We start from the raw sequence: 17,610 nt of genomic DNA, 5'->3' as shown, positions 1-17,610 counted from the left end.
TAATAAAAAGTTAAAATGAATAATCTAAGCTAACGATACATTTATTTAGATTTATACATTTAACGTTCCTTAACAAAATTCTTATTTGTTTAATAAATAATTAATACGCCCATAATCAAGCTATAAAATTAAGGTCATATAATGATTATAAAAAGATTGATAAGGAGGAACTATTATGAAAAAAATATTTTTAGGTTTAGTATTAATAGTGAGTTCAGTGTTTTTAGTTGTAGGTTGTAGGTTGTAGCAGTAGCGGAGGCGCAAGCACAGGGTTAAAAATATCTTTAGTAGGTTCGACTTCTATAGCACCTTTATGAAAAAGAAAGTGCTTCATTTGAGGCAGAAAATCAAGGGCGTAAAATTGATATTCAAAGTGTAGGTTCCTCAGCTGGGATTAAGGCAGCTGAAGATGGCACTGTGGATATTAGTATGTCTTCACGTTATCTAAAAGAAGGTGAAGGAGAAGATTTAACTGAAACAATTATTGCTTTAGATGGCATTGCCCTGGTCATTAAAGAAAAGAACCTAGTTAATAATTTAACAAAGGAACAGATAAAGGGAATTTTTTCAGGCGCAATTACTAATTGGTCTTAAGTAGGTGGCAATAATAAACCTATTGTTGTAATCAGTTGAATTAGGAGGATTTATGAATAAAGTAAGTCATAAAATTATTGAAAAACTATTTATTCTAGCGGCAGCAATTTGCATTTTGTCTTTGTTTCTGATTATGTTTTTCATATTTTTTAGAGGAACACCGGCAATTTTTGAAATTGGTTTTGGCAATTTTGTTTTTGGTACTGATTGGAAGCCAACAGGTGGCTTATTTGGTATCTTGCCTATGATTGTATCAATTTTGCTTTCTACACATTAAGGGCAGCCCTGATTGGTGGACCTATTGGTGTTTTAACTGCAGTATATATGGTTTATATCGCACCGCCAAAGTTAGGTCGTATTTTAAGGATTGCTGTTGATGTTTTAGCCAGTATTCCATCTATTATTTTTGGCTTTTTTGGTTTGATGATTTTAATTCCTCTAATTGATAATACAATTGGTGCTGGTACAGGAGGGAATAGCCTCCTAGCTGTTATTATTGTTTTATCTATTATGATTTTACCTACTGTAATCAGCATTATAGAAACATCCCTAAGAGAAGTTGAAGGCAACTTTAAAGAGGCTTCTTTGGCTTTAGGAGCAACTGAAATTACAACTATCTTTAAAGTACTAGTTCCAGCTGCATCTTCAGGTATATTATCTGCTGTGATTTTGGGGGTTGGGTAGAGCATTAGGAGAAGCTATGGCAGTTATCCTAGTTTCAGGAAATGCAGCAAAGCTTCCAGATTCTATCTTATCACCAGTGAGAACTTTAGCTGCTAATAGTGCTCTTGAAATGTCCTATGCCACTGGTCTACATCAAGACGCTTTATTCGGCACTGGAGTTATTCTCTTTATATTTATTTTTGTTTTAAACTTATTGTTTCAAGTATTTAAAATGAGAGTAGATAAGAAAAATGGGTAAAGTAAAAGATACCATTTTGAAATTACTTATTTATTTTTCCGTCTTTGTAACTGCTGGGGCACTTCTTCTCATAATTGGCTATATTCTGTGGAATGGTTTTGGTGCTTTGAATTTTAAATTTTTTGCTGACTTAACGCCGAGTATTGTAAGTACTCTCATGATTATTTTTCTTTCAGTTTTAATTGCTGTACCTATTGGATTATGTACTGCTATTTATCTAACAGAATATGCTAAAAAGAAAAAAGTAGTGGCATTTATTAATTTTGCTATTGATAGCCTGGCAGGTATACCTTCTATTTTATGTGGTTTGTTTGGATTAGTTTTTTGTAACAAACTTAAACTTTAAATGGTCATTGTTATCTGGTAGTTTAACATTAGCTATTATGATTTTACCTGTTATTGTTAGGGTTACTCAGGAGTCTTTATGTTCAGTACCCATTAGTTTTAGAGAAGGTTCTTATGCTTTAGGTGCTACTAAAGTTTCAACAATAGGACGTATTGTAATTCCGACAACTATGAAAGGCATTATTACAGCTGCTATTTTGGCAATTGGCAGAATTGTTGGTGAAACAGCTGCAGTGTTTTTAACAGCAGGAACTGTAGATAGAATGCCAGGTGGTTTCCTTGATTCAGGAAGAACCTTATCTGTTCATTTATATTTGCTAGCTAAAGAAGCAGTTGGTGAAAATGCTTTTCAAGATGCCTTTGGTACTGCTACAGTTTTAATTATAATTGTTTTAATACTGGTACTGGCAACGCAACTAATTTTTAAGGAGAAAAAGACTAATGTATAATAACAGTGTAATAGAAACAAAAAACTTAAATTTATACTATGGCGATGTCCATGCCCTAAAAGATATTAATTTAGGTGTTAAAAAAATGAAATCATGGCTCTAATTGGTCCTTCAGGATGTGGTAAATCCACTTTTTTAAAAACACTGGATCGTATGAATGATTTGGTAGATAGTTGCCGTATAGAAGGTGAAGTTTTTTTGATGGCGTAAATATTTATAGTGATAAAATTAATGTTGTTGAATTGAGAAAAAATAGGGATGGTCTTTCAAAAACCAAATCCTTTTAAAATGTCTATTTATGACAATGTTGCATATGGACCTAGAATCCATGGTATTAAAAAGAAAAGTGAGCTAAACAGTATTGTGGAAAGCTCATTGAAAAAAGCTTTTATTTGGAAAGAAACAAAGGATCGTTTAAAGAAAAGCGCTTTGTTTTTATCAGGAGGGCAACAGCAGCGCTTATGTATGGCTAGAGCAATAGCTGTTGATCCAGAGGTCCTTTTAATGGATGAGCCAACTAGTACTTTAGATCCTATTTCTACTCTTAAAATTGAAGATTTGATTATGGAATTAAAGAAGAACTATACTATTATTATAGTGACCCACAATATGCAACAAGCGGCTCGAGTCTCCGATAGAACGGCTTTCTTTTTACAAGGAGAAGTAGTAGAATATAATCAACAGAAATTATTTTCAAGCAACCTAAGGAGCAGAAAACTGAGGAATATATTACAGGTCGTTTTGGATAGAAGGGAAAACAAAGTGAAACAATTAATTTATGTTGTCGATGATGAAAAGAACATAAGGGAACTGTTGACTTATAATTTGGAAGCTAATGGCTATGAAGTTATGGCATTTGAAAATGGCAAAACATTTTTAGATGCTTTAAAAATTAGGAAACCCATATATTTTGTTTAGATATTATGTTAGGGGATTATAGTGGTTTAGAACTATGTAAAATTATTAGGGATGATGAAGAAACAAAGCATATTCCTATAATAATGATTACTGCAAAAACTACAGAGTTTGATACAATTGTAGGCTTAGAATCAGGAGCTAATGATTATCTAAAAAAGCCTTTTTCAATTAATGAGCTGATTGCTCGAGTAAGAGCACTTTTAAGACAATTTGCACCTAAAACAGAGGTGCCTAAGAGTAGCTTATTCTAGATTAAGAATCTTATATTTGATATGAATAAGAGAGCGATTAAAAAAGATGGGAAGATTTTGAAATTAACATTGAAAGAATATGAACTCCTTAAACTTCTAGCTTTAGGAAATGGCAAAGTTTACTCTAGGGAAAGCCTTCTTAATGAAGTTTGGGGATATGATTATTATGGAGATGGCAGAACAGTTGATGTTCATATTCATAATTTAAGAAAAATATTAAGTGATGAAGCTGAAGCATATATCGTAACGATTAGAGGCGTTGGCTATAGATTTAATAATGGGTAGGAGAATGTAATGAAAAGGAAGATTTTTTAAGTTTTTTTATATTAAGCTTTTCAATTATTTTAGTGTGTGTAGGCTTAATGGGTTTTGTTGCAACTAAAATATATGTTCAAGAAAGAGAAAAAGAACTATTTACTGCTACTGAACTAGTAGGAGCTGATTTAGTTAATCGAGATTCCTATTCAGAATTAGGGGTACGCTATAGTGCTTTAGGCCGTTTAACATTAATGGATTTAAATGGCAGAGTCCTCTACGATTCTAGTGTTAAGGATATACTTTTTAGCCATAAAGATAGACCTGAAGTATTATCTGCTTTAAATTCAGGCAGTGGTTCAAGTATTCGTTATAGTGATAGCAATGCAACTTATTATTTATATGCAGCAGAAAAATGGTGACTATATTATTCGTTTTGCTACTCCTATTGATAGTTTAAGTTCCATTTTTTTAAAATTGGTATTTATACTGGGATTGCTTTAGCTGTTACTCTTTTAATTACAATACCTTTAACTTTTTTTATAAAATGAATATGAAACCAATAAAACGCTTAATAGGCTATATTGAAGGTGTTGATAAAGGGGATAAGGTGGGAGATTTAGTCGTATCTAAACTGCCTAAAGAATATAGGGCATTAGCAATTTTGTTTAAAGATAAGACACAAAAGCTTTAAAGAGGAGTGCTTCCTTAGAGGAAGAAAAAACAGTTATTTAAAAAATACAATTGATGCTATGGAAAACGGTTTTATTGCTGTTAATAGAAATAACAAGGTTACTTTAATTAATAAAGAAGCCCGTAAAATATTTTCTATTGAAGGTGAAATAGAGCCATTAGAAGACTTTCTTGTGATTACCCATAATATGGAACTACTAAATAGTTTGAATAGGCTTAATGCAAAGAGTCGCACTAAAGAATTAACTTTAAACAATTTATCTTATAAAATTAACTTTTATCCTATTAAGAATCAAAATAAGAAAGTCATTGGTACTATTATTTTCTTTTATGATGTAACAGAAATTAGAGCTTTAGAGAATATTAGAAAAGAGTTTGTAGCAAATGTAAGCCATGAATTGAAAACCCCATTGACATCAATAAGAGGATTTATAGAAACTTTGAAGAATGGTGCAATTTCAAACCCAGAAGTTGCTCAGCGTTTTTTGGATATAATTGAAGTGGAAAGTGTTCGCCTAGAAAATTTAATTAGCGATGTCTTAAATCTTTCAGATATTGAGGAAAGAAAAGAAGATCAAGTTAAAGAACCAATTATTTTAGAAGTTGTAGTAGCTGAGTTAGTGTCACTTCTCAAGTCTTCTGCTGTAGAAAAAAAGTAACTTTAAAAGTTTCTGTTAAAGAAAATACAATATTTTTTGGACATCCCTATTGGCTGAAACAACTTCTTTTAAATTTATTTACCAATAGCATTGAATACAATGAAGAAGGTGGGTCTGTTATTGGTAATGTCTATATTGAAAAGAGTAACCTTATTATTGAAGTAAAAGATACTGGAATTGGTATTTCAGAGGAAGACCAAGAAAGAGTTTTTGAACGTTTCTATAAAGTAGATAAAAGCAGAAGCAAAAATCCTAACAGTACTGGACTTGGATTATCCATTGTAAAGCATATTGTAGAGCTTTATAATGGACGTATTGAAGTAAGTAGCGCACTCTGGGTAAGGGTACTTTTACAATTAAAATAACATTACCAGTCAATGAAGGGGGGGGGGAGAAATTAATGAGTAGGAAGTCATTTGATCAAGTTTTAAGTGAGTTAAATTATGATGTAGTTGAGCTAGGGGCTTTAACTATTCAGGTTCTTGAGGAGTCTAAAGATGCATTAGAAAATATAAATGTAGCTCTTGCTAAAAAGACTATTAAACGAGACGAGTTAATTGATCAAAAGGAAAAAGTTTGATTGAACTCTTTGATTTAACAATTGATATTGTAAAGAAAGTAATGCGTAGCTACAGTGATGGCAATATTGAGGACGCAAAAGCAGTCTATTTAGAGGACGATATTCTTGATAATAGCTATAAAAGTGTGGTTAGATGGTTAAAAAATGAAATGAGTTCTAATCCTGACGATATTAAAGAATATTTAGACTATGTATTTATTAGTAAATATTTTGAGAGAATTGGAGACAGGGCAAATGCTATTGCTAAATGGACTGTTTATAAAGAAACTGGTTCTACTTTAATTGATGGCGATAATGATGATTTAGGAGATTAATTTATTAATACTAAAATAGAGTGTCAGGAAATTGGCGCTCTATTTAATTTCTTGAAAGGTGTATTTAAATTGGCTCTTAAAAAATTTAGTGATAGGCTATTTTATTATCTACATGAGACTACTACTGATAGGCCTATGCTAGCTTATTATAAAAGAAAAGGAGAAAAATATATACTTGCTATTGATGCGGGCAATTCTGCTAGTCATGTTGAAGATTTCTATGCTTCTTTAGAAGTGGAACAATTCCTTAAACCTGATTATACTGCCATTACCCATTGGCATTGGGATCATACATTTGGTATGCATCAGATTCATGGAGTCTCTATTGCCCATAAAAGGACCAATGGGTTTTTGAGAAGGGAAAAGAACAGATTAAAGGAAGAGTCCTATAGTAGTCATTTTCTAAAAAGCGATGACCAGTGTTTAGCGAAGGAATATGAAGATTGTGATATTATAGAAGTTCATTTCAATGCTACTTTTATTTGAATGAGAAGTTGAAATAATACAGTAACGGAAAAACTATTATATTGTTTAAAAACTGATCAAATAATTTATCTCTAATAAGTATTTGTAAAAATTTATATTGTTCTTGCCAAAATTGGAAATATATTTTAATGCGTAGAAAGTTGTTGTTTTTTTCTTCATGGAATATTTTTATATATTCATTTTAAAAAATCTATATAATTATTTAAAACATCATCTTTAGATTTAAAATTATTATAAAAACTCTGTTTCTTAATTTTAGCAAAAGTAAAGACTTCTGTAACAGTAATAGTTTTATAGGGATTAAGTAACAGTAATATTAACAAAGTATTAATTATTAGATTTCTGGTTTTGATAGTAAAAAAATTATATTTTTTATTCATTTTAAAAGACGATTTAATATGAGTTTAGTTGAAAAGCTGTATTGAAGATAATAAATTTGATAGATATTAGTTTGATGTATATGTGATTTAATATAAATAAATAATGAATACAAATTTATTGTTTTTGCAAAAATATAAGCAATATGTTACAATAAATATATGTCAAAAAAAGGAGGCATTAAATTGAAGAAAAAAATTATTGGGTTAGTGTTTATTAGTGTATTGGCAGTTTGCGGCTTATCCTCAAAACCAATAGAGGCAGCAAATCCAACATTTGCTGAGCAATTCTCAAATGAGCATACTGCTCAGGTTATTGCAAATTATTTTGGGAAATTAGTAACAGATGAAATGGATGCAACTGTATTGAACGCTTCAACGTTGGACTTAAGTCGATAGAGATTTTTGATAAGCTTGAAAATCTAAGATTAGGCTATAATGAAATAGCTGAATTACCAAGTAATATTGGTGATTTAAGCATGTTGAAATCACTGGCCTTAAATAGTAATAACATTACTAGCTTGCCAGATAGTATTGGAAATTTAAGTAACTTAACTTTTTGTTCTTTAGATACTAATAAGCTTGATGATTTACCAAACAGTATAATGAATTGGAGTAAATTATCAACTTTAAATTTAGCAAACAATCAATTTAAAACAATACCAACAGGTTTATTACAATTGAACAATTTAAATTGGCTTACTTTGAGCAATAATTTATTGACTTTTTTGCCAGATGAATTTAGTCAGTTGATAAATCTAATTGACTTGCAAATCCAAGCAAATAGATTAACAAGTTTGCCTGAAAGCTTTGGACAATTAAATAAATTGAAACACCTTCATATTGGTTGGAATCAATTAACAAGTTTGCCAACTAGTTTTAAAAACCTAACAAATTTGGAGTTGTTAGTGGCAATTAGTAACATGCTTCCTACGGGATACGCAGATACATTGAATAATTTAGGGTTTACAAATTTTAGTTTTGAGGGGCATAAGCAAGAAAATTTATCGATTGAGAATATTCCAGAGCCAATGTTAATTTTAAAAGAGACAGATCTTGATTCTATTGATCATATGTCAATTTTGAAAAAAGTGGTGTCCATTCACTATCTTCAGCACATAATTTCATTTTAACAAACCACATGGATGATTCACAGAATGCAGTTAGTATTAATGATTATATTCGTAATGGCGTTGTAATAAAAATGGAAAGGTTTTTGTTCAAATTAGAGCAACAGGGGAGGGGCTTTTTTCAAATGCAAGTGACAATGCTATTACGGCTGAAAAGCTAGAATTGAATTTTGAGGTGACCTATTATAAGGTATCATTTGATTTAAATGATAATACAGGAACATAGCCTCTATCTCAATCCCTATACTAAGGAGATAAAATTATAGAGCCGATGTTACCAACTAGACTAGGTTATACATTTGTTGGTTGGAATACACAAAAATATGGAAGTGATGCAATGTGGGATTTTGAAAACTCAACAATGCCTAGTAATGATATTATTTTATATGCTCAATGGGAGAAAAATAGCAGTGAAGGTAGTAACGAAAGTAACGAAAGTAGTCAAGGTGGTGAACGTAATATTTTTGAGGAAAAATCAGTTACTGATGATTCAGTGAAAAAGCTTTCACAAACTGGGGGATTAACAGTAATATATGGTTTGATAGTAATGATAGCAGGATACTTATTTATAGGATATTACTTAAAAAAGGAATAGACAAATAGGTAATATGAATATATTTATAGATATTAAGCATTATGAGATATTGACTATAAGGTAGTTTTTATTAAAAAACAAGACATTTTTTATTTAGAATTTGTCTTGTTTTTTGATAAAGATAAGAATGAGCAGGGTATACCTTTACCAGCTGGAAAACAACAGAAGATGGAAATGTAACAGCGTGGCAATTAGGAACAACTCCAATGGCAAATAGTGATGTGAAGTTATATGTGCAACGGAAAAAATAGTTTATTATGAATTAAGCTTTGAATTAGTAGTTTAGCCAAAAAGCTACTTGGCTTAAAAAGAACAAACCATAAAGTTTGTAGGTTGGAATACACACGCTGATGGGAAAGGTACAAAATAGGATTTTAATAAAAGCAAAATGCCTGTAAATAATATTAAATGATATGCTCAATGGTCAATTGGTGAAATGATATATTATAATATATATATTTTAGAAATTGAATAGGGCTGTGAATAATACAAAACTTAATAACTTTTACATTAATTACGGTGATTTGGATATGTAGTAATTTTTATCTCTATGATTTTCTATTTGCAATTTTGAATTAACAGCAGGTGTTTTATTTGTTGAAGTATAGTTATTATCACTAGTTTCCTTATCAATTTTTTCCCCTAAAAAATCAGTTTTGAATAATTAGATAGTCTTTAAAGGAGATGAATTGATGATTACTAAAATAATCTTAATTATCCTTATTATTGTTCTTTTAATTATGAGTATTATATTATTAAGGGGGAAAGGTGGTATATTAATTGCTGGCTATAATTTAATGTCAAAGGAAAAAAGAAACAATATAATGAAAAAGCTCTTTGTAGATTTATGGGAAAGTCTCTGTTGTGTTTACGCTAGTCTATGCTAATAAGGGAAACCATTTTAAAATTACTGAAGACGAAGATTAGGACACACTAAGAAGAAAGTCTATGGCATTCATTTGCTATAGACTTTTTTAATTAGCTATTTTTTAGTATAATAGATGGGTAAGAAAAATTTTAAGATATATAAGATGAATATAGAGTTGGAGGATTTAAATGGTATCATTAGATTTATCTCAACACAATAAAATAGATTTTAATAAATGGCAACCAGCAATAGATTCAATTCATGAGCAAATAGAAGTATTAAAAGATTCAGAAAATAATTTCTTAGGATGGATTGATTATGTTGAAAAAGAACAAGCTTATATTGATTATATAATTGCTTTAGGGAAGTCATTGCAACATTATGAATTAATGGTAGTTATTGGTATTGGTGGCTCTTTTTTAGGTGCTAAGAGTGCCTATGAATTACTTAAAAACAGAGATGGTGATAAAGGTTGTGAACTCTTATTTGTAGGAACAGACTTATCCGGACACTATTTAGAGGCTACTTTAGAGCTTCTTAAGAAGAAAGATTTTTGTGTTAATGTTATTTCCAAATCTGGAGGCACTTTGGAAACAGCAATTGCGTTTCGTTTTATTAAAGCTCTTTTGAGTGAAAAATATGGTGAAAAAGCAAATGAGAGAATTTTTATTACAACGAATCCCAATAAAAGTTCATTAGGATGTTTTGGTAATAAGTCTGGCTTAAATTGCCTTGAAATTCCAGAGAATATTGGAGGAAGGTATTCTCTTTTTACAGCAGTTGGTTTATTGCCTTTAACAGCGTCTGGCGTTAATATAGAGGCAATGATAGAAGGTTTTAAAGATGGCAAAAAATTATATGAGAAGCCTTTACTTAAGGATAATTTAGCTTATCAATATGCTGTGGCAAGACGGGTTGCTAACATGGGTTCAAAAGAAGTTGAGATTTTTACTGCTTATGAGCCGAGTATGTGCTTTTACTTAGAGTGGCTAAAACAATTGTTTGGAGAAAGCGAAGGCAAAGAGGGTAAAGGCATTTATCCAATAAGTGTTGTAAATACTAGAGACCTTCATTCATTAGGGCAATTTTTTCAAGAGGGTACCCAAAAACATTTTGAAACTATTATTTTTATTGAGGAAGGTTTAGGTTTAAAAGTGCCAAACCATGATTCGAATTTTGATGGTTTAGATTATCTAGCTGGTGTAACTATTGATACGCTTAATCAAGTAGCAATGGAAGGAACGCGAAATGCTCATCATAAAGGTGGTATACCGAATATTCTAATAAAAACTAAGGGAATGAATGGCAGAGTTTTTGGTCAACTTTCCTATTTTTTTATGAGAGCTTGTGCTATGACATGTTATTTATTAGGTGTTAATCCATTTAATCAACCAGGAGTAGAGCAGTATAAAAAAGAAGTGAAAAAATTATTGGAGGCTTTTTAGTAATGTTTAAAACAGCAATTGAAGTAGAGTCATTTATTTATAGTTCTTATGTAAATAAATATAAAATGATTCCTGGAGGTAGTGATAAGTTTGCCCGGAAACCTCAATTCACAAGACAATTATTAGATGGACTAGGAAGCCCAGATAAATTACAAAAGAATATACTGATTACTGGAAGTAAAGGAAAGGGTTCTCTCTCAATTCTGCTAGCTAAAATATTAGAAGGAGAGGGGCTTGAAAGTAGGTTTGTTTACTAGCCCTCACTTACAAAATTATCGTGAACGCATTCGGATTAATGGTAAAGCTATTGAGGAAAAGCGTTAGTTCTTTGTGGTAATCGTCTTAAACCATTTTATGAATCTATTGAAAAGGATTTAAAAAGTTATGAATATATAGGTCCAGTTGGTGCTACTAGTGTTATGGCAATGGACTATTTTTTAAGAGAGCAAACGGATATTAATATAGTTGAGTGTGGTCGTGGCGCTAGATATGATGATGTGAATCAAATTGTGGGATTTATGGCTGGTATTAATAAAATATTTATAGAGCATAGAGACGCTTTAGGTCATACTATTGATGAAGTTGCTTATCATAAAGCAGGCATTCTGAAAAAAGGCATGAAAAGGGCTTATACTGCAGAGCAAAGCAAATATGCTGATCGAGCTTTGCGCTATGAGAGTCGTAAAGTTGGGGTTCCTCTATTCCATTATGGCATGGATTTTAAAACTGTTAAGATTCGTTTAGAATCTAGTGGCACTTGTTTTGATGTTCATACACTATATGGTGATTACAGGAATCTTGAGTTATCGATGCTGGGGTATCACCAAGGGGAAAATGCAGGTTTAGCAATTGCTATGGCTGAAGGGGTTCTTGGGAGACAACTTGAAATAGCAATTTTAAAAAATACTCTAAAAAAATTCACTGGCCAGGACGTATGGAAATTATTAAGCAGACTCCTCTTACAATATTAGATGGTTGCATTACTGTAGAATCATTGGAGGAAGTTAATAAAGTGCTAGATGGATTTAGTGAAAGAAAAATCGTTACTGTTTTAGCGATTCCTGAAGATAAAGATTATTTAGGAGTTTTAAAAGGAGTTAGTGAATTCTCTAAGGATATTGTAATTACTTATACTGAAAATGATTATTTAAAGTTTTCAAAAAATCAGGTTGAAGAAAGTAATAAAGTTATTCCTGTACTGTTTAGAGAAAAAATATCTGAAGCAATTGCATTAGGGAAATCGCTATTAAAAAGCAAAGAGGATATTCTCTTGTTTTTAGGAACACAATCATTTATTAGAGATGTAGAAAGTTTATATGGCTTAGATACATTAAATGTTTAGGAGGGGAATTGTTTGAATAATAAAAAAAATGTATTCATTTCTATCCTAATTGGTTTAGATACATTAGGAACTCTTTTCTTTTTCTTAGATGATATTGTTTTTTATTTAAGAAGTGTTTTAAGTTTCTATATGCCATTTGAAACATTAGATATATTAATGATTTATATTAAATGGATTATAATAATTATTATTGGTGGGGGAATGGCTGTTTTTTGTTATTATTTTGTTTTTTTAAGATTGCCTAAAGCTTATAAATCTCTATCTAAGAAAAAGAAAATAGCTAGTATTTTCTTTTCTGTGATCTTTTCATTATATATTACGTTGAGCTTGGTACTAAGTGCAGGTAATTTACTTACTAAGCCTCTTTTTACTTGGTATAATATAGCATTGTTTTTTTTACTTCTGTTATTGTTTTTTACAATCTTTATCCTATTTGTAGCAGTTGATGGATTTGAGAGTTACAATAAGGAGAAAAAAATATCTATTAAAAGATTATTTGTATATAGTTTACCAATTATGATAATATGGGTTATCTATTTGTTAGGCTCTTTACCTGCAAATGCCAGTTCAGATACTTTTTATCAATGGTCATTGATTCATTCGAATCCTGTAATCTTAGATAATTGGCATCCTCTTATACATAGTATGTTTTACAAAGCTATTACTTATATTTGGAATTCCATGACTGCCCTAGCGCTGGTGCAAATTTTAATATTAAGTTTAATTTATGGCTATGGTTTATATTCTCTTGAGAAAACAGGGTTCAATAAAAAGTGGTTATGGTTTATTGCTTTTGCTGTTGGCATTAGTCCCTTAAATGGATTTTTTGTAAATACTTTATGGAAAGATATACTTTATAGTGGTTTTGTATTATTATTAATGATTTATATTTTTAATATTATTGTTACCAAAGGCCTTTGGTTAAAGAATAAAGGTAATGTAATTTTATTTGCTTTTGTTTTATTTTTAACGGCTTCTTTTAGAAATAATGGTATTGTTCCCGCAACATTAGTCGGTTTATTTTTATTTGTTTTTATTTGTGTAAATTGTAGAAAATATTTAGGACGAGTTATTGTAATTGGGACATTATTCACAGTTGTTTTTTTAGGATACTCTATAGGTATTATGAAAGCTTTTAATGTTGTACAGCCACCTTTTTCCAATGGGGTTGGACTCCCGTTACAAGTTGCTGCTGGTGTTATTAATAATGGTACAATTACTGAAGAGGAAAGAGATTTTTTTAGAAAAATTAAAACAGATGAGGACTGGCAAAGCTATTATCCCTATTTAGCAGATAATATTAAAAATGTAACGCCCCTTGATAATGATTATTTAGAAGAAAATGTTGGTGAGTTTTTAAAGAAAACCATTGCGGTTTCATTAGCAAATCCACGTCAAGCCATTGTTGCTTATTTAAATCAAACAGATTTATTATGGTCCTATGTTGATAAAGGGCGTTTTTTCACCTTTTTATATAATCCTGACAATGGAGAGAAGATAATTAATGCTTTTAAAGAAGGAAGACCAGGATTTTCAGCGCAACATCCTCATGGTTTTGACTATGTGGATATTGATGCTATTAGTCACAGAACTACTATTTTAACGCCTATAGTAGGTGGGCTCTATTTATTAGCTGAAGCTTTACTAAGAGCAACTTTATTATACAATCCTGCTTTTTATTTGGCACTACTTACTTTTTTAAGTTTTGCATTTATGGTTAAAAGAGGTAGAAACAGTATTTTGCCTATTCTATTTTTAATGATTACTATTTTTGGTAATGTGTTAAGTCTTTATATGTCAATTGTGGCGCATGACCTAAGATATGCTTATCCAATTTTATTTGCAATGCCATTTTTAGTGGCTGCATTATGGGTGAATCCAAGTAAGGAGATATCAAATGTTAAGACAGAGGAAGGATGTGTATAACCTATGCCAGATTTAACGACTATAATTTTAGTAACCTTAATTGTTGTATTATTGACTGTATTTATTCTGGGCAGAGTCGTAATATCTAAAGAAAATCAAAAAGTAGAAGAACTATATGATGAGTATTTACATGGTGGGTATGAAAAAATATTAGCTGAAGTAAAGGGGCGTTCCGACAGAGGTTACTTGTTAAGAGGATTAGCCTTAATGCAACTGGATAGAATTGAGGATTATGTTAATAATCTTTCAAAAGTTGGGTTTAAGGAAATGAATATGGAACCCTTATTTTTTGAGGCAATAATACTTGCGCATCATAAGAAACAAGAGGAAATTTATAAGTTTTTGTTAGGAGAATACAGGCGTTATCCAAAACTGAATAAAACTTCTGTATTAATTTTTACTGCAATGGATGCTTATGATAAAGAAGATTTTGAGAAAGTAAAAACTGTAGTAGAACAAATTAGTATTATAAATGAAATGTATCCTGCTCAGAGGGATTATGTAGAGAAACATTATAAGTCATAATGTTAATTATTTTAAAATTGACATTATCTTTAAAGTGTATTAAACTAGAGATTATAAAGAAAAAAGCTATGATTAGGAGGAGTATTTTCAGATTCCCTTTATAGAGAGGAAAGTAGGGTGTAATCTTTCCAAGGAGATGAAAAGAAGGTAGCCTAGGAGCTGGTGTTGGGAATTATGAGTACTAACCATTCGGGATAAGCCCGTTATAGCTTTTGAGTAATAAATTAAGGTGGTACCGCGATCTGTCGCCCTTTTAGTGAGGGCGACAGATTTTTTTTATAAAAAAGGAGGGTTATTTGTGACTAGTGAAATGTCATCTAAATATAATGCAAAAGAAGTAGAATCTAAATGGTATCCGTGGTGGGAAAAAAATGGTTACTTTCATCAAGAGGTTGATGAAAGTAAAGAACCATTTTGTATTGTAATGCCACCCCCAAATGTAACAGGACAACTACATTTAGGTCATGCCATGGATAATACTTTACAGGATATACTCATTCGCTTTAAAAGAATGGAAGGTTATAATACATTATGGGTACCAGGTACAGACCATGCTGGTATTGCAACTCAAGCAAGAGTTGAAGAAGAACTTAAAAAAACGGAAGGACTTACTCGCCAAGACTTAGGTAGAGAAGCTTTTCTTGAAAAAGTTTGGAACTGGAAAGCATTATACCATAAAAGAATAACCAGCCAACTGAGATTATTAGGTAGTAGCTGTGATTGGCAACGAGAGCGCTTTACGCTAGATGATGGTTGTTTAGATGCCGTTAAAGAAGTTTTTATTCGTTTATATGAAAAAGGCTTAATTTATAGAGGGAAGTACATTGTTAACTGGTGTCCGAGTTGCTTAACAACGATTTCGGATATTGAAGTAGAACATGAAGATGATGAAAGTTCGCTCTGGCATATTCGTTATCCAATTGATGGTACTAGAGACTATATTACTATTGCTACTACACGACCAGAAACCATGCTAGGTGATACAGCTATTGCAGTTGCTCCTGATGATGAGCGCTATCAAGACTATATTGGTAAGTTTGCTATTTTACCTTTAATTAATAGAAAAATTCCAATTATTGCTGATGATTATGTAGACAAGTCTTTTGGTACTGGTGCTGTTAAAATTACGCCAAGCCATGATCCAAATGACTTTGAAATTGCCGGCCGTCATAACCTACCTCAAATTGTTGTTATTGATCAAAAGGGAAATATGACAGGAGATGTTGGGAAGTATCTTGGTATGGATAGAGATTCATGTCGAGTAGCAATTGTTGAGGATTTAGAAAAAGCAGGATTTCTTATTTCGATTGAACCTCACACCCATGCTGTTGGTAAATGTTACCGCTGTGGTACCATTATTGAGCCTTTGGTTTCAAGTCAATGGTTTGTGAAAATGGACAGTTTAGCTAAGAGAGCTTTAGAAGAAGTTAAAAAAGGAGAAGCTAAATTTATTACTGAACGCTTCACCAAAGTCTATACAAGTTGGTTAGAAAATATTAAAGATTGGTGTATTTCAAGACAACTATGGTGGGGACGTCGGATACCTGTATGGTATTGTGAAGATTGTGGCGAAATGATGGGCTCAAAAGAATCTTTAGAAAAATGTACGAAATGTAATAGTACAAATATTTATCAGGACCCTGATGTTTTAGATACTTGGTTCAGTTCAGCATTGTGGCCATTTTCAACATTAGGATGGCCTGAAAAAACTAAGGAGTTAGAACAGTTTTATCCGACTAGTGTTTTAGTTACTGGGAGGGATATTATTTTTTTCTGGGTAGCTAGAATGTTGTTTATGGGATTAGAATTTATGGATAAAGTGCCATTTAAGGAAATATTTATTCATGGCTTGATTTTAGATAGTAAAGGCCGGAAAATGAGTAAATCATTAGGTAATGGTATTGATCCTATAGAAATTATTGAAAACTATGGCGCGGATACACTGCGTTTTATGCTAGTGACAGGTAATACACCTGGAAACGATATTAGTTTCCAAAAAGACCGTTTAGAAGGGGTACGCAATTTCTGTAATAAGATCTGGAATGCGTCACGTTTCTTAATGATGAATTTAGAAGGTTGCAATGGTGAAATGCCTAATAAATCATTATTCACATTAGCTGATAAGTGGATTTTAAATGAATACAATGAAACCATAAAAAAAGTAACCCATAATTTTGATGAATACGAATTAGGTGAAGGTGCTGATACAATTTATGATTTCATTTGGAACTCTTTTTGTGACTGGTACATTGAAATTGCTAAGAATCGTTTATATAATGGCACGGCAGAGGAAAAGATTGTAGTTAAGTGGATTCTCAATAAAGTATTAATTGGTTCAATGAAGCTATTGCATCCATTTATGCCATTTATTACTGAAGAAATTTGGCAACACTTGCCTCATAAAGGAGAAACAATTATGTTGGATTCATGGCCAACTGTTAATGAAGAAGAGTGCTTTATAACTGAGAAAAATCAGATGGAGAGTATTATGGAAACTATTCGTTTAGTAAGAAATATTCGAGCTGAAATAAATGTGCCTTTAGGCAAGAAAGCATCTATATACTTGTTTGTAAAAAATGAAAATGAAGAACTGGCAAAGTTGGCTATCCCTTATTTAGAAACGATGGCTAATAGTGAAGCAGTTACGATTGGTTTTGAAGGGGATGATAAACCAGCTAAGGCAGCTACTGGTATAACTAAAAAATTTGAAGTCTATTTACCATTAGAACATTTAATTGATATGTCTGCTGAAAGAAAACGTTTGGAAAAAGAGTTAGCTCATTTAGAAAAAGAAGTTCAGCGCATTGAAAAAAAATTAAATAATGAGGGCTTTGTAAAAAAAGCGCCAGCAAAAGTAATTGAAGGTGAAAAAGAGAAGCTAGCAGGTTATAGGGAACAATATAATGCTGTGAAAGAGAGATGGGAAGATTTATAAA

At 31.4% G+C, this 17,610-nt stretch carries 26 protein-coding genes, 3 pseudogenes and 1 other annotated feature; of the genes and pseudogenes, 28 read left to right on the top strand and 1 reads right to left on the bottom strand.

The genetic code is table 11. The annotated features are described in order from the left end of the window. Positions 1–342: 342 nt before the first annotated feature. From AZF37_RS06115 to AZF37_RS06065, 16 genes and pseudogenes are all read left to right on the top strand, one after another. Positions 343–594, top strand: a pseudogene (locus tag AZF37_RS06115) (PstS family phosphate ABC transporter substrate-binding protein); the annotation flags it as partial. 52 nt (positions 595–646) lie between these two features. Next, positions 647–871, top strand: coding sequence for a hypothetical protein (locus AZF37_RS11710; protein WP_245611913.1), 225 nt, complete (start codon positions 647–649; stop codon positions 869–871). Positions 872–918: 47 nt separating this feature from the next. Beyond that, entirely contained in the window at positions 919–1,278 is a 360-nt protein-coding gene (locus AZF37_RS11705) for a PstC family ABC transporter permease (protein WP_245611912.1), read from the top strand. Beyond that, on the top strand, positions 1,271–1,516 hold the full coding sequence (locus tag AZF37_RS11700; protein ID WP_245611911.1) for a hypothetical protein: 246 nt from the start codon (positions 1,271–1,273) through the stop codon (positions 1,514–1,516). The genes AZF37_RS11705 and AZF37_RS11700 overlap by 8 nt, the downstream gene beginning before the upstream one ends. Next, the gene (locus AZF37_RS12765) at positions 1,509–1,862 is read left to right on the top strand and encodes an ABC transporter permease family protein (protein ID WP_342668629.1); all 354 of its coding nucleotides are present in this window, start codon (positions 1,509–1,511) and stop codon (positions 1,860–1,862) included. The genes AZF37_RS11700 and AZF37_RS12765 overlap by 8 nt, the downstream gene beginning before the upstream one ends. A 7-nt stretch (positions 1,863–1,869) precedes the next feature. Continuing rightward, the gene (locus tag AZF37_RS12760) at positions 1,870–2,310 is read left to right on the top strand and encodes an ABC transporter permease subunit (protein ID WP_342668628.1); all 441 of its coding nucleotides are present in this window, start codon (positions 1,870–1,872) and stop codon (positions 2,308–2,310) included. Positions 2,311–2,403: 93 nt separating this feature from the next. Then, positions 2,404–3,228: pseudogene (locus AZF37_RS06100) on the top strand (ATP-binding cassette domain-containing protein). A gap of 5 nt (positions 3,229–3,233) precedes the next feature. After that, positions 3,234–3,479 carry a response regulator gene (locus AZF37_RS13325; protein ID WP_425425419.1) on the top strand — a complete coding sequence of 82 codons (246 nt, stop codon included), beginning with the start codon at positions 3,234–3,236 and terminating at the stop codon, positions 3,477–3,479. A gap of 21 nt (positions 3,480–3,500) precedes the next feature. Next, positions 3,501–3,764 (top strand): winged helix-turn-helix domain-containing protein, encoded by a 264-nt coding sequence (locus AZF37_RS13320; RefSeq protein WP_425425418.1) that lies wholly within the window; start codon positions 3,501–3,503, stop codon positions 3,762–3,764. Between the two features lie 77 nt (positions 3,765–3,841). Next, the gene (locus AZF37_RS06090; RefSeq protein ID WP_088370026.1) at positions 3,842–4,156 is read left to right on the top strand and encodes a hypothetical protein; all 315 of its coding nucleotides are present in this window, start codon (positions 3,842–3,844) and stop codon (positions 4,154–4,156) included. Positions 4,157–4,281: 125 nt separating this feature from the next. Next, entirely contained in the window at positions 4,282–4,428 is a 147-nt protein-coding gene (locus tag AZF37_RS10520; RefSeq protein ID WP_162473942.1) for a hypothetical protein, read from the top strand. 58 nt (positions 4,429–4,486) lie between these two features. After that, positions 4,487–5,086, top strand: coding sequence for a sensor histidine kinase (locus AZF37_RS06085; protein WP_088370025.1), 600 nt, complete (start codon positions 4,487–4,489; stop codon positions 5,084–5,086). 29 nt (positions 5,087–5,115) lie between these two features. After that, positions 5,116–5,451, top strand: coding sequence for a sensor histidine kinase (locus AZF37_RS13315; protein ID WP_088370674.1), 336 nt, complete (start codon positions 5,116–5,118; stop codon positions 5,449–5,451). 35 nt (positions 5,452–5,486) lie between these two features. Further along, entirely contained in the window at positions 5,487–5,666 is a 180-nt protein-coding gene (locus AZF37_RS06075) for a PhoU domain-containing protein (RefSeq protein ID WP_088370024.1), read from the top strand. After that, positions 5,663–5,980, top strand: coding sequence for a phosphate signaling complex PhoU family protein (locus AZF37_RS06070; RefSeq protein ID WP_088370023.1), 318 nt, complete (start codon positions 5,663–5,665; stop codon positions 5,978–5,980). Before AZF37_RS06075 ends, AZF37_RS06070 begins: the two co-directional genes overlap by 4 nt. A 69-nt stretch (positions 5,981–6,049) precedes the next feature. Next, the gene (locus AZF37_RS06065; protein ID WP_162473941.1) at positions 6,050–6,466 is read left to right on the top strand and encodes an MBL fold metallo-hydrolase; all 417 of its coding nucleotides are present in this window, start codon (positions 6,050–6,052) and stop codon (positions 6,464–6,466) included. A gap of 176 nt (positions 6,467–6,642) precedes the next feature. Here the strand turns inward: AZF37_RS06065 and AZF37_RS10515 are convergent, their stop codons facing one another. After that, a complete protein-coding gene (locus AZF37_RS10515; protein ID WP_162473940.1) occupies positions 6,643–6,846 on the bottom strand; it encodes a hypothetical protein in 204 nt (67 codons plus the stop codon). Between the two features lie 183 nt (positions 6,847–7,029). Here AZF37_RS10515 and AZF37_RS06060 point away from each other — a divergent pair, with 183 nt between their 5' ends. From AZF37_RS06060 to AZF37_RS06010, 12 genes and pseudogenes are all read left to right on the top strand, one after another. Further along, complete coding sequence (locus AZF37_RS06060; protein ID WP_088370021.1) at positions 7,030–7,242, top strand: hypothetical protein; 213 nt, start codon at positions 7,030–7,032, stop codon at positions 7,240–7,242. Then, positions 7,209–7,976, top strand: coding sequence for a leucine-rich repeat domain-containing protein (locus AZF37_RS06055; protein WP_425425464.1), 768 nt, complete (start codon positions 7,209–7,211; stop codon positions 7,974–7,976). Before AZF37_RS06060 ends, AZF37_RS06055 begins: the two co-directional genes overlap by 34 nt. 256 nt (positions 7,977–8,232) lie before the next feature. Then, positions 8,233–8,568: an InlB B-repeat-containing protein gene (locus AZF37_RS06050; RefSeq protein ID WP_342668709.1), complete on the top strand. Its 336-nt coding sequence runs from the start codon at positions 8,233–8,235 to the stop codon at positions 8,566–8,568. Between the two features lie 143 nt (positions 8,569–8,711). Beyond that, positions 8,712–8,819 (top strand): annotated as a pseudogene (locus tag AZF37_RS13585) (hypothetical protein); the annotation flags it as partial. Positions 8,820–9,260: 441 nt separating this feature from the next. Next, on the top strand, positions 9,261–9,455 hold the full coding sequence (locus tag AZF37_RS06045) for a DUF3784 domain-containing protein (RefSeq protein WP_088370018.1): 195 nt from the start codon (positions 9,261–9,263) through the stop codon (positions 9,453–9,455). A 169-nt stretch (positions 9,456–9,624) separates the two neighbouring features. Further along, positions 9,625–10,881, top strand: coding sequence for a glucose-6-phosphate isomerase (locus AZF37_RS06040; protein ID WP_088370017.1), 1,257 nt, complete (start codon positions 9,625–9,627; stop codon positions 10,879–10,881). A gap of 2 nt (positions 10,882–10,883) precedes the next feature. Next, entirely contained in the window at positions 10,884–11,138 is a 255-nt protein-coding gene (locus tag AZF37_RS06035) for a hypothetical protein (protein WP_088370016.1), read from the top strand. A 168-nt stretch (positions 11,139–11,306) separates the two neighbouring features. Next, the gene (locus AZF37_RS06030; RefSeq protein ID WP_162473939.1) at positions 11,307–11,852 is read left to right on the top strand and encodes a Mur ligase family protein; all 546 of its coding nucleotides are present in this window, start codon (positions 11,307–11,309) and stop codon (positions 11,850–11,852) included. Further along, positions 11,816–12,223 (top strand): hypothetical protein, encoded by a 408-nt coding sequence (locus AZF37_RS06025; RefSeq protein ID WP_088370014.1) that lies wholly within the window; start codon positions 11,816–11,818, stop codon positions 12,221–12,223. Before AZF37_RS06030 ends, AZF37_RS06025 begins: the two co-directional genes overlap by 37 nt. 12 nt (positions 12,224–12,235) lie before the next feature. Beyond that, positions 12,236–14,149, top strand: a complete 1,914-nt coding sequence (locus tag AZF37_RS06020) for a hypothetical protein (protein WP_088370013.1) — start codon at positions 12,236–12,238, stop codon at positions 14,147–14,149. Between the two features lie 3 nt (positions 14,150–14,152). Next, positions 14,153–14,674, top strand: coding sequence for a hypothetical protein (locus tag AZF37_RS06015; RefSeq protein WP_088370012.1), 522 nt, complete (start codon positions 14,153–14,155; stop codon positions 14,672–14,674). Between the two features lie 59 nt (positions 14,675–14,733). Beyond that, positions 14,734–14,930 (top strand) — a binding site (T-box leader). A 54-nt stretch (positions 14,931–14,984) separates the two neighbouring features. Next, positions 14,985–17,609, top strand: a complete 2,625-nt coding sequence (locus AZF37_RS06010; RefSeq protein ID WP_088370673.1) for a valine--tRNA ligase — start codon at positions 14,985–14,987, stop codon at positions 17,607–17,609. Position 17,610: the final 1 nt, after the last annotated feature.

Source organism: endosymbiont 'TC1' of Trimyema compressum (genome assembly GCF_001584725.1).
In the GTDB taxonomy this organism is placed as follows: Bacteria; Bacillota; TC1; order TC1; family TC1; genus TC1.
The sequence above is the reverse complement of the archived record's forward strand: the minus strand, read 5'-3'. Positions and strand labels throughout refer to the sequence as shown.

Bases quoted from the DNA above. Each gene is read 5' to 3' on its own strand.
- AZF37_RS11710 (WP_245611913.1), top strand. From the start codon at position 647: ATGAATAAAGTAAGTCATAAAATTATTGAAAAACTATTTATTCTAGCG.
- AZF37_RS11705 (WP_245611912.1), top strand. From the start codon at position 919: ATGGTTTATATCGCACCGCCAAAGTTAGGTCGTATTTTAAGGATTGCT.
- AZF37_RS12765 (WP_342668629.1), top strand. From the start codon at position 1,509: ATGGGTAAAGTAAAAGATACCATTTTGAAATTACTTATTTATTTTTCC.
- AZF37_RS13325 (WP_425425419.1), top strand. From the start codon at position 3,234: ATGTTAGGGGATTATAGTGGTTTAGAACTATGTAAAATTATTAGGGAT.
- AZF37_RS13320 (WP_425425418.1), top strand. From the start codon at position 3,501: ATGAATAAGAGAGCGATTAAAAAAGATGGGAAGATTTTGAAATTAACA.
- AZF37_RS06090 (WP_088370026.1), top strand. From the start codon at position 3,842: ATGGGTTTTGTTGCAACTAAAATATATGTTCAAGAAAGAGAAAAAGAA.
- AZF37_RS10520 (WP_162473942.1), top strand. From the start codon at position 4,282: ATGAATATGAAACCAATAAAACGCTTAATAGGCTATATTGAAGGTGTT.
- AZF37_RS06085 (WP_088370025.1), top strand. From the start codon at position 4,487: ATGGAAAACGGTTTTATTGCTGTTAATAGAAATAACAAGGTTACTTTA.
- AZF37_RS06075 (WP_088370024.1), top strand. From the start codon at position 5,487: ATGAGTAGGAAGTCATTTGATCAAGTTTTAAGTGAGTTAAATTATGAT.
- AZF37_RS10515 (WP_162473940.1), bottom strand. From the start codon at position 6,846: ATGAATAAAAAATATAATTTTTTTACTATCAAAACCAGAAATCTAATA.
- AZF37_RS06045 (WP_088370018.1), top strand. From the start codon at position 9,261: ATGATTACTAAAATAATCTTAATTATCCTTATTATTGTTCTTTTAATT.
- AZF37_RS06040 (WP_088370017.1), top strand. From the start codon at position 9,625: ATGGTATCATTAGATTTATCTCAACACAATAAAATAGATTTTAATAAA.
- AZF37_RS06035 (WP_088370016.1), top strand. From the start codon at position 10,884: ATGTTTAAAACAGCAATTGAAGTAGAGTCATTTATTTATAGTTCTTAT.
- AZF37_RS06030 (WP_162473939.1), top strand. From the start codon at position 11,307: ATGGACTATTTTTTAAGAGAGCAAACGGATATTAATATAGTTGAGTGT.
- AZF37_RS06025 (WP_088370014.1), top strand. From the start codon at position 11,816: ATGGAAATTATTAAGCAGACTCCTCTTACAATATTAGATGGTTGCATT.
- AZF37_RS06015 (WP_088370012.1), top strand. From the start codon at position 14,153: ATGCCAGATTTAACGACTATAATTTTAGTAACCTTAATTGTTGTATTA.
- AZF37_RS06010 (WP_088370673.1), top strand. From the start codon at position 14,985: ATGTCATCTAAATATAATGCAAAAGAAGTAGAATCTAAATGGTATCCG.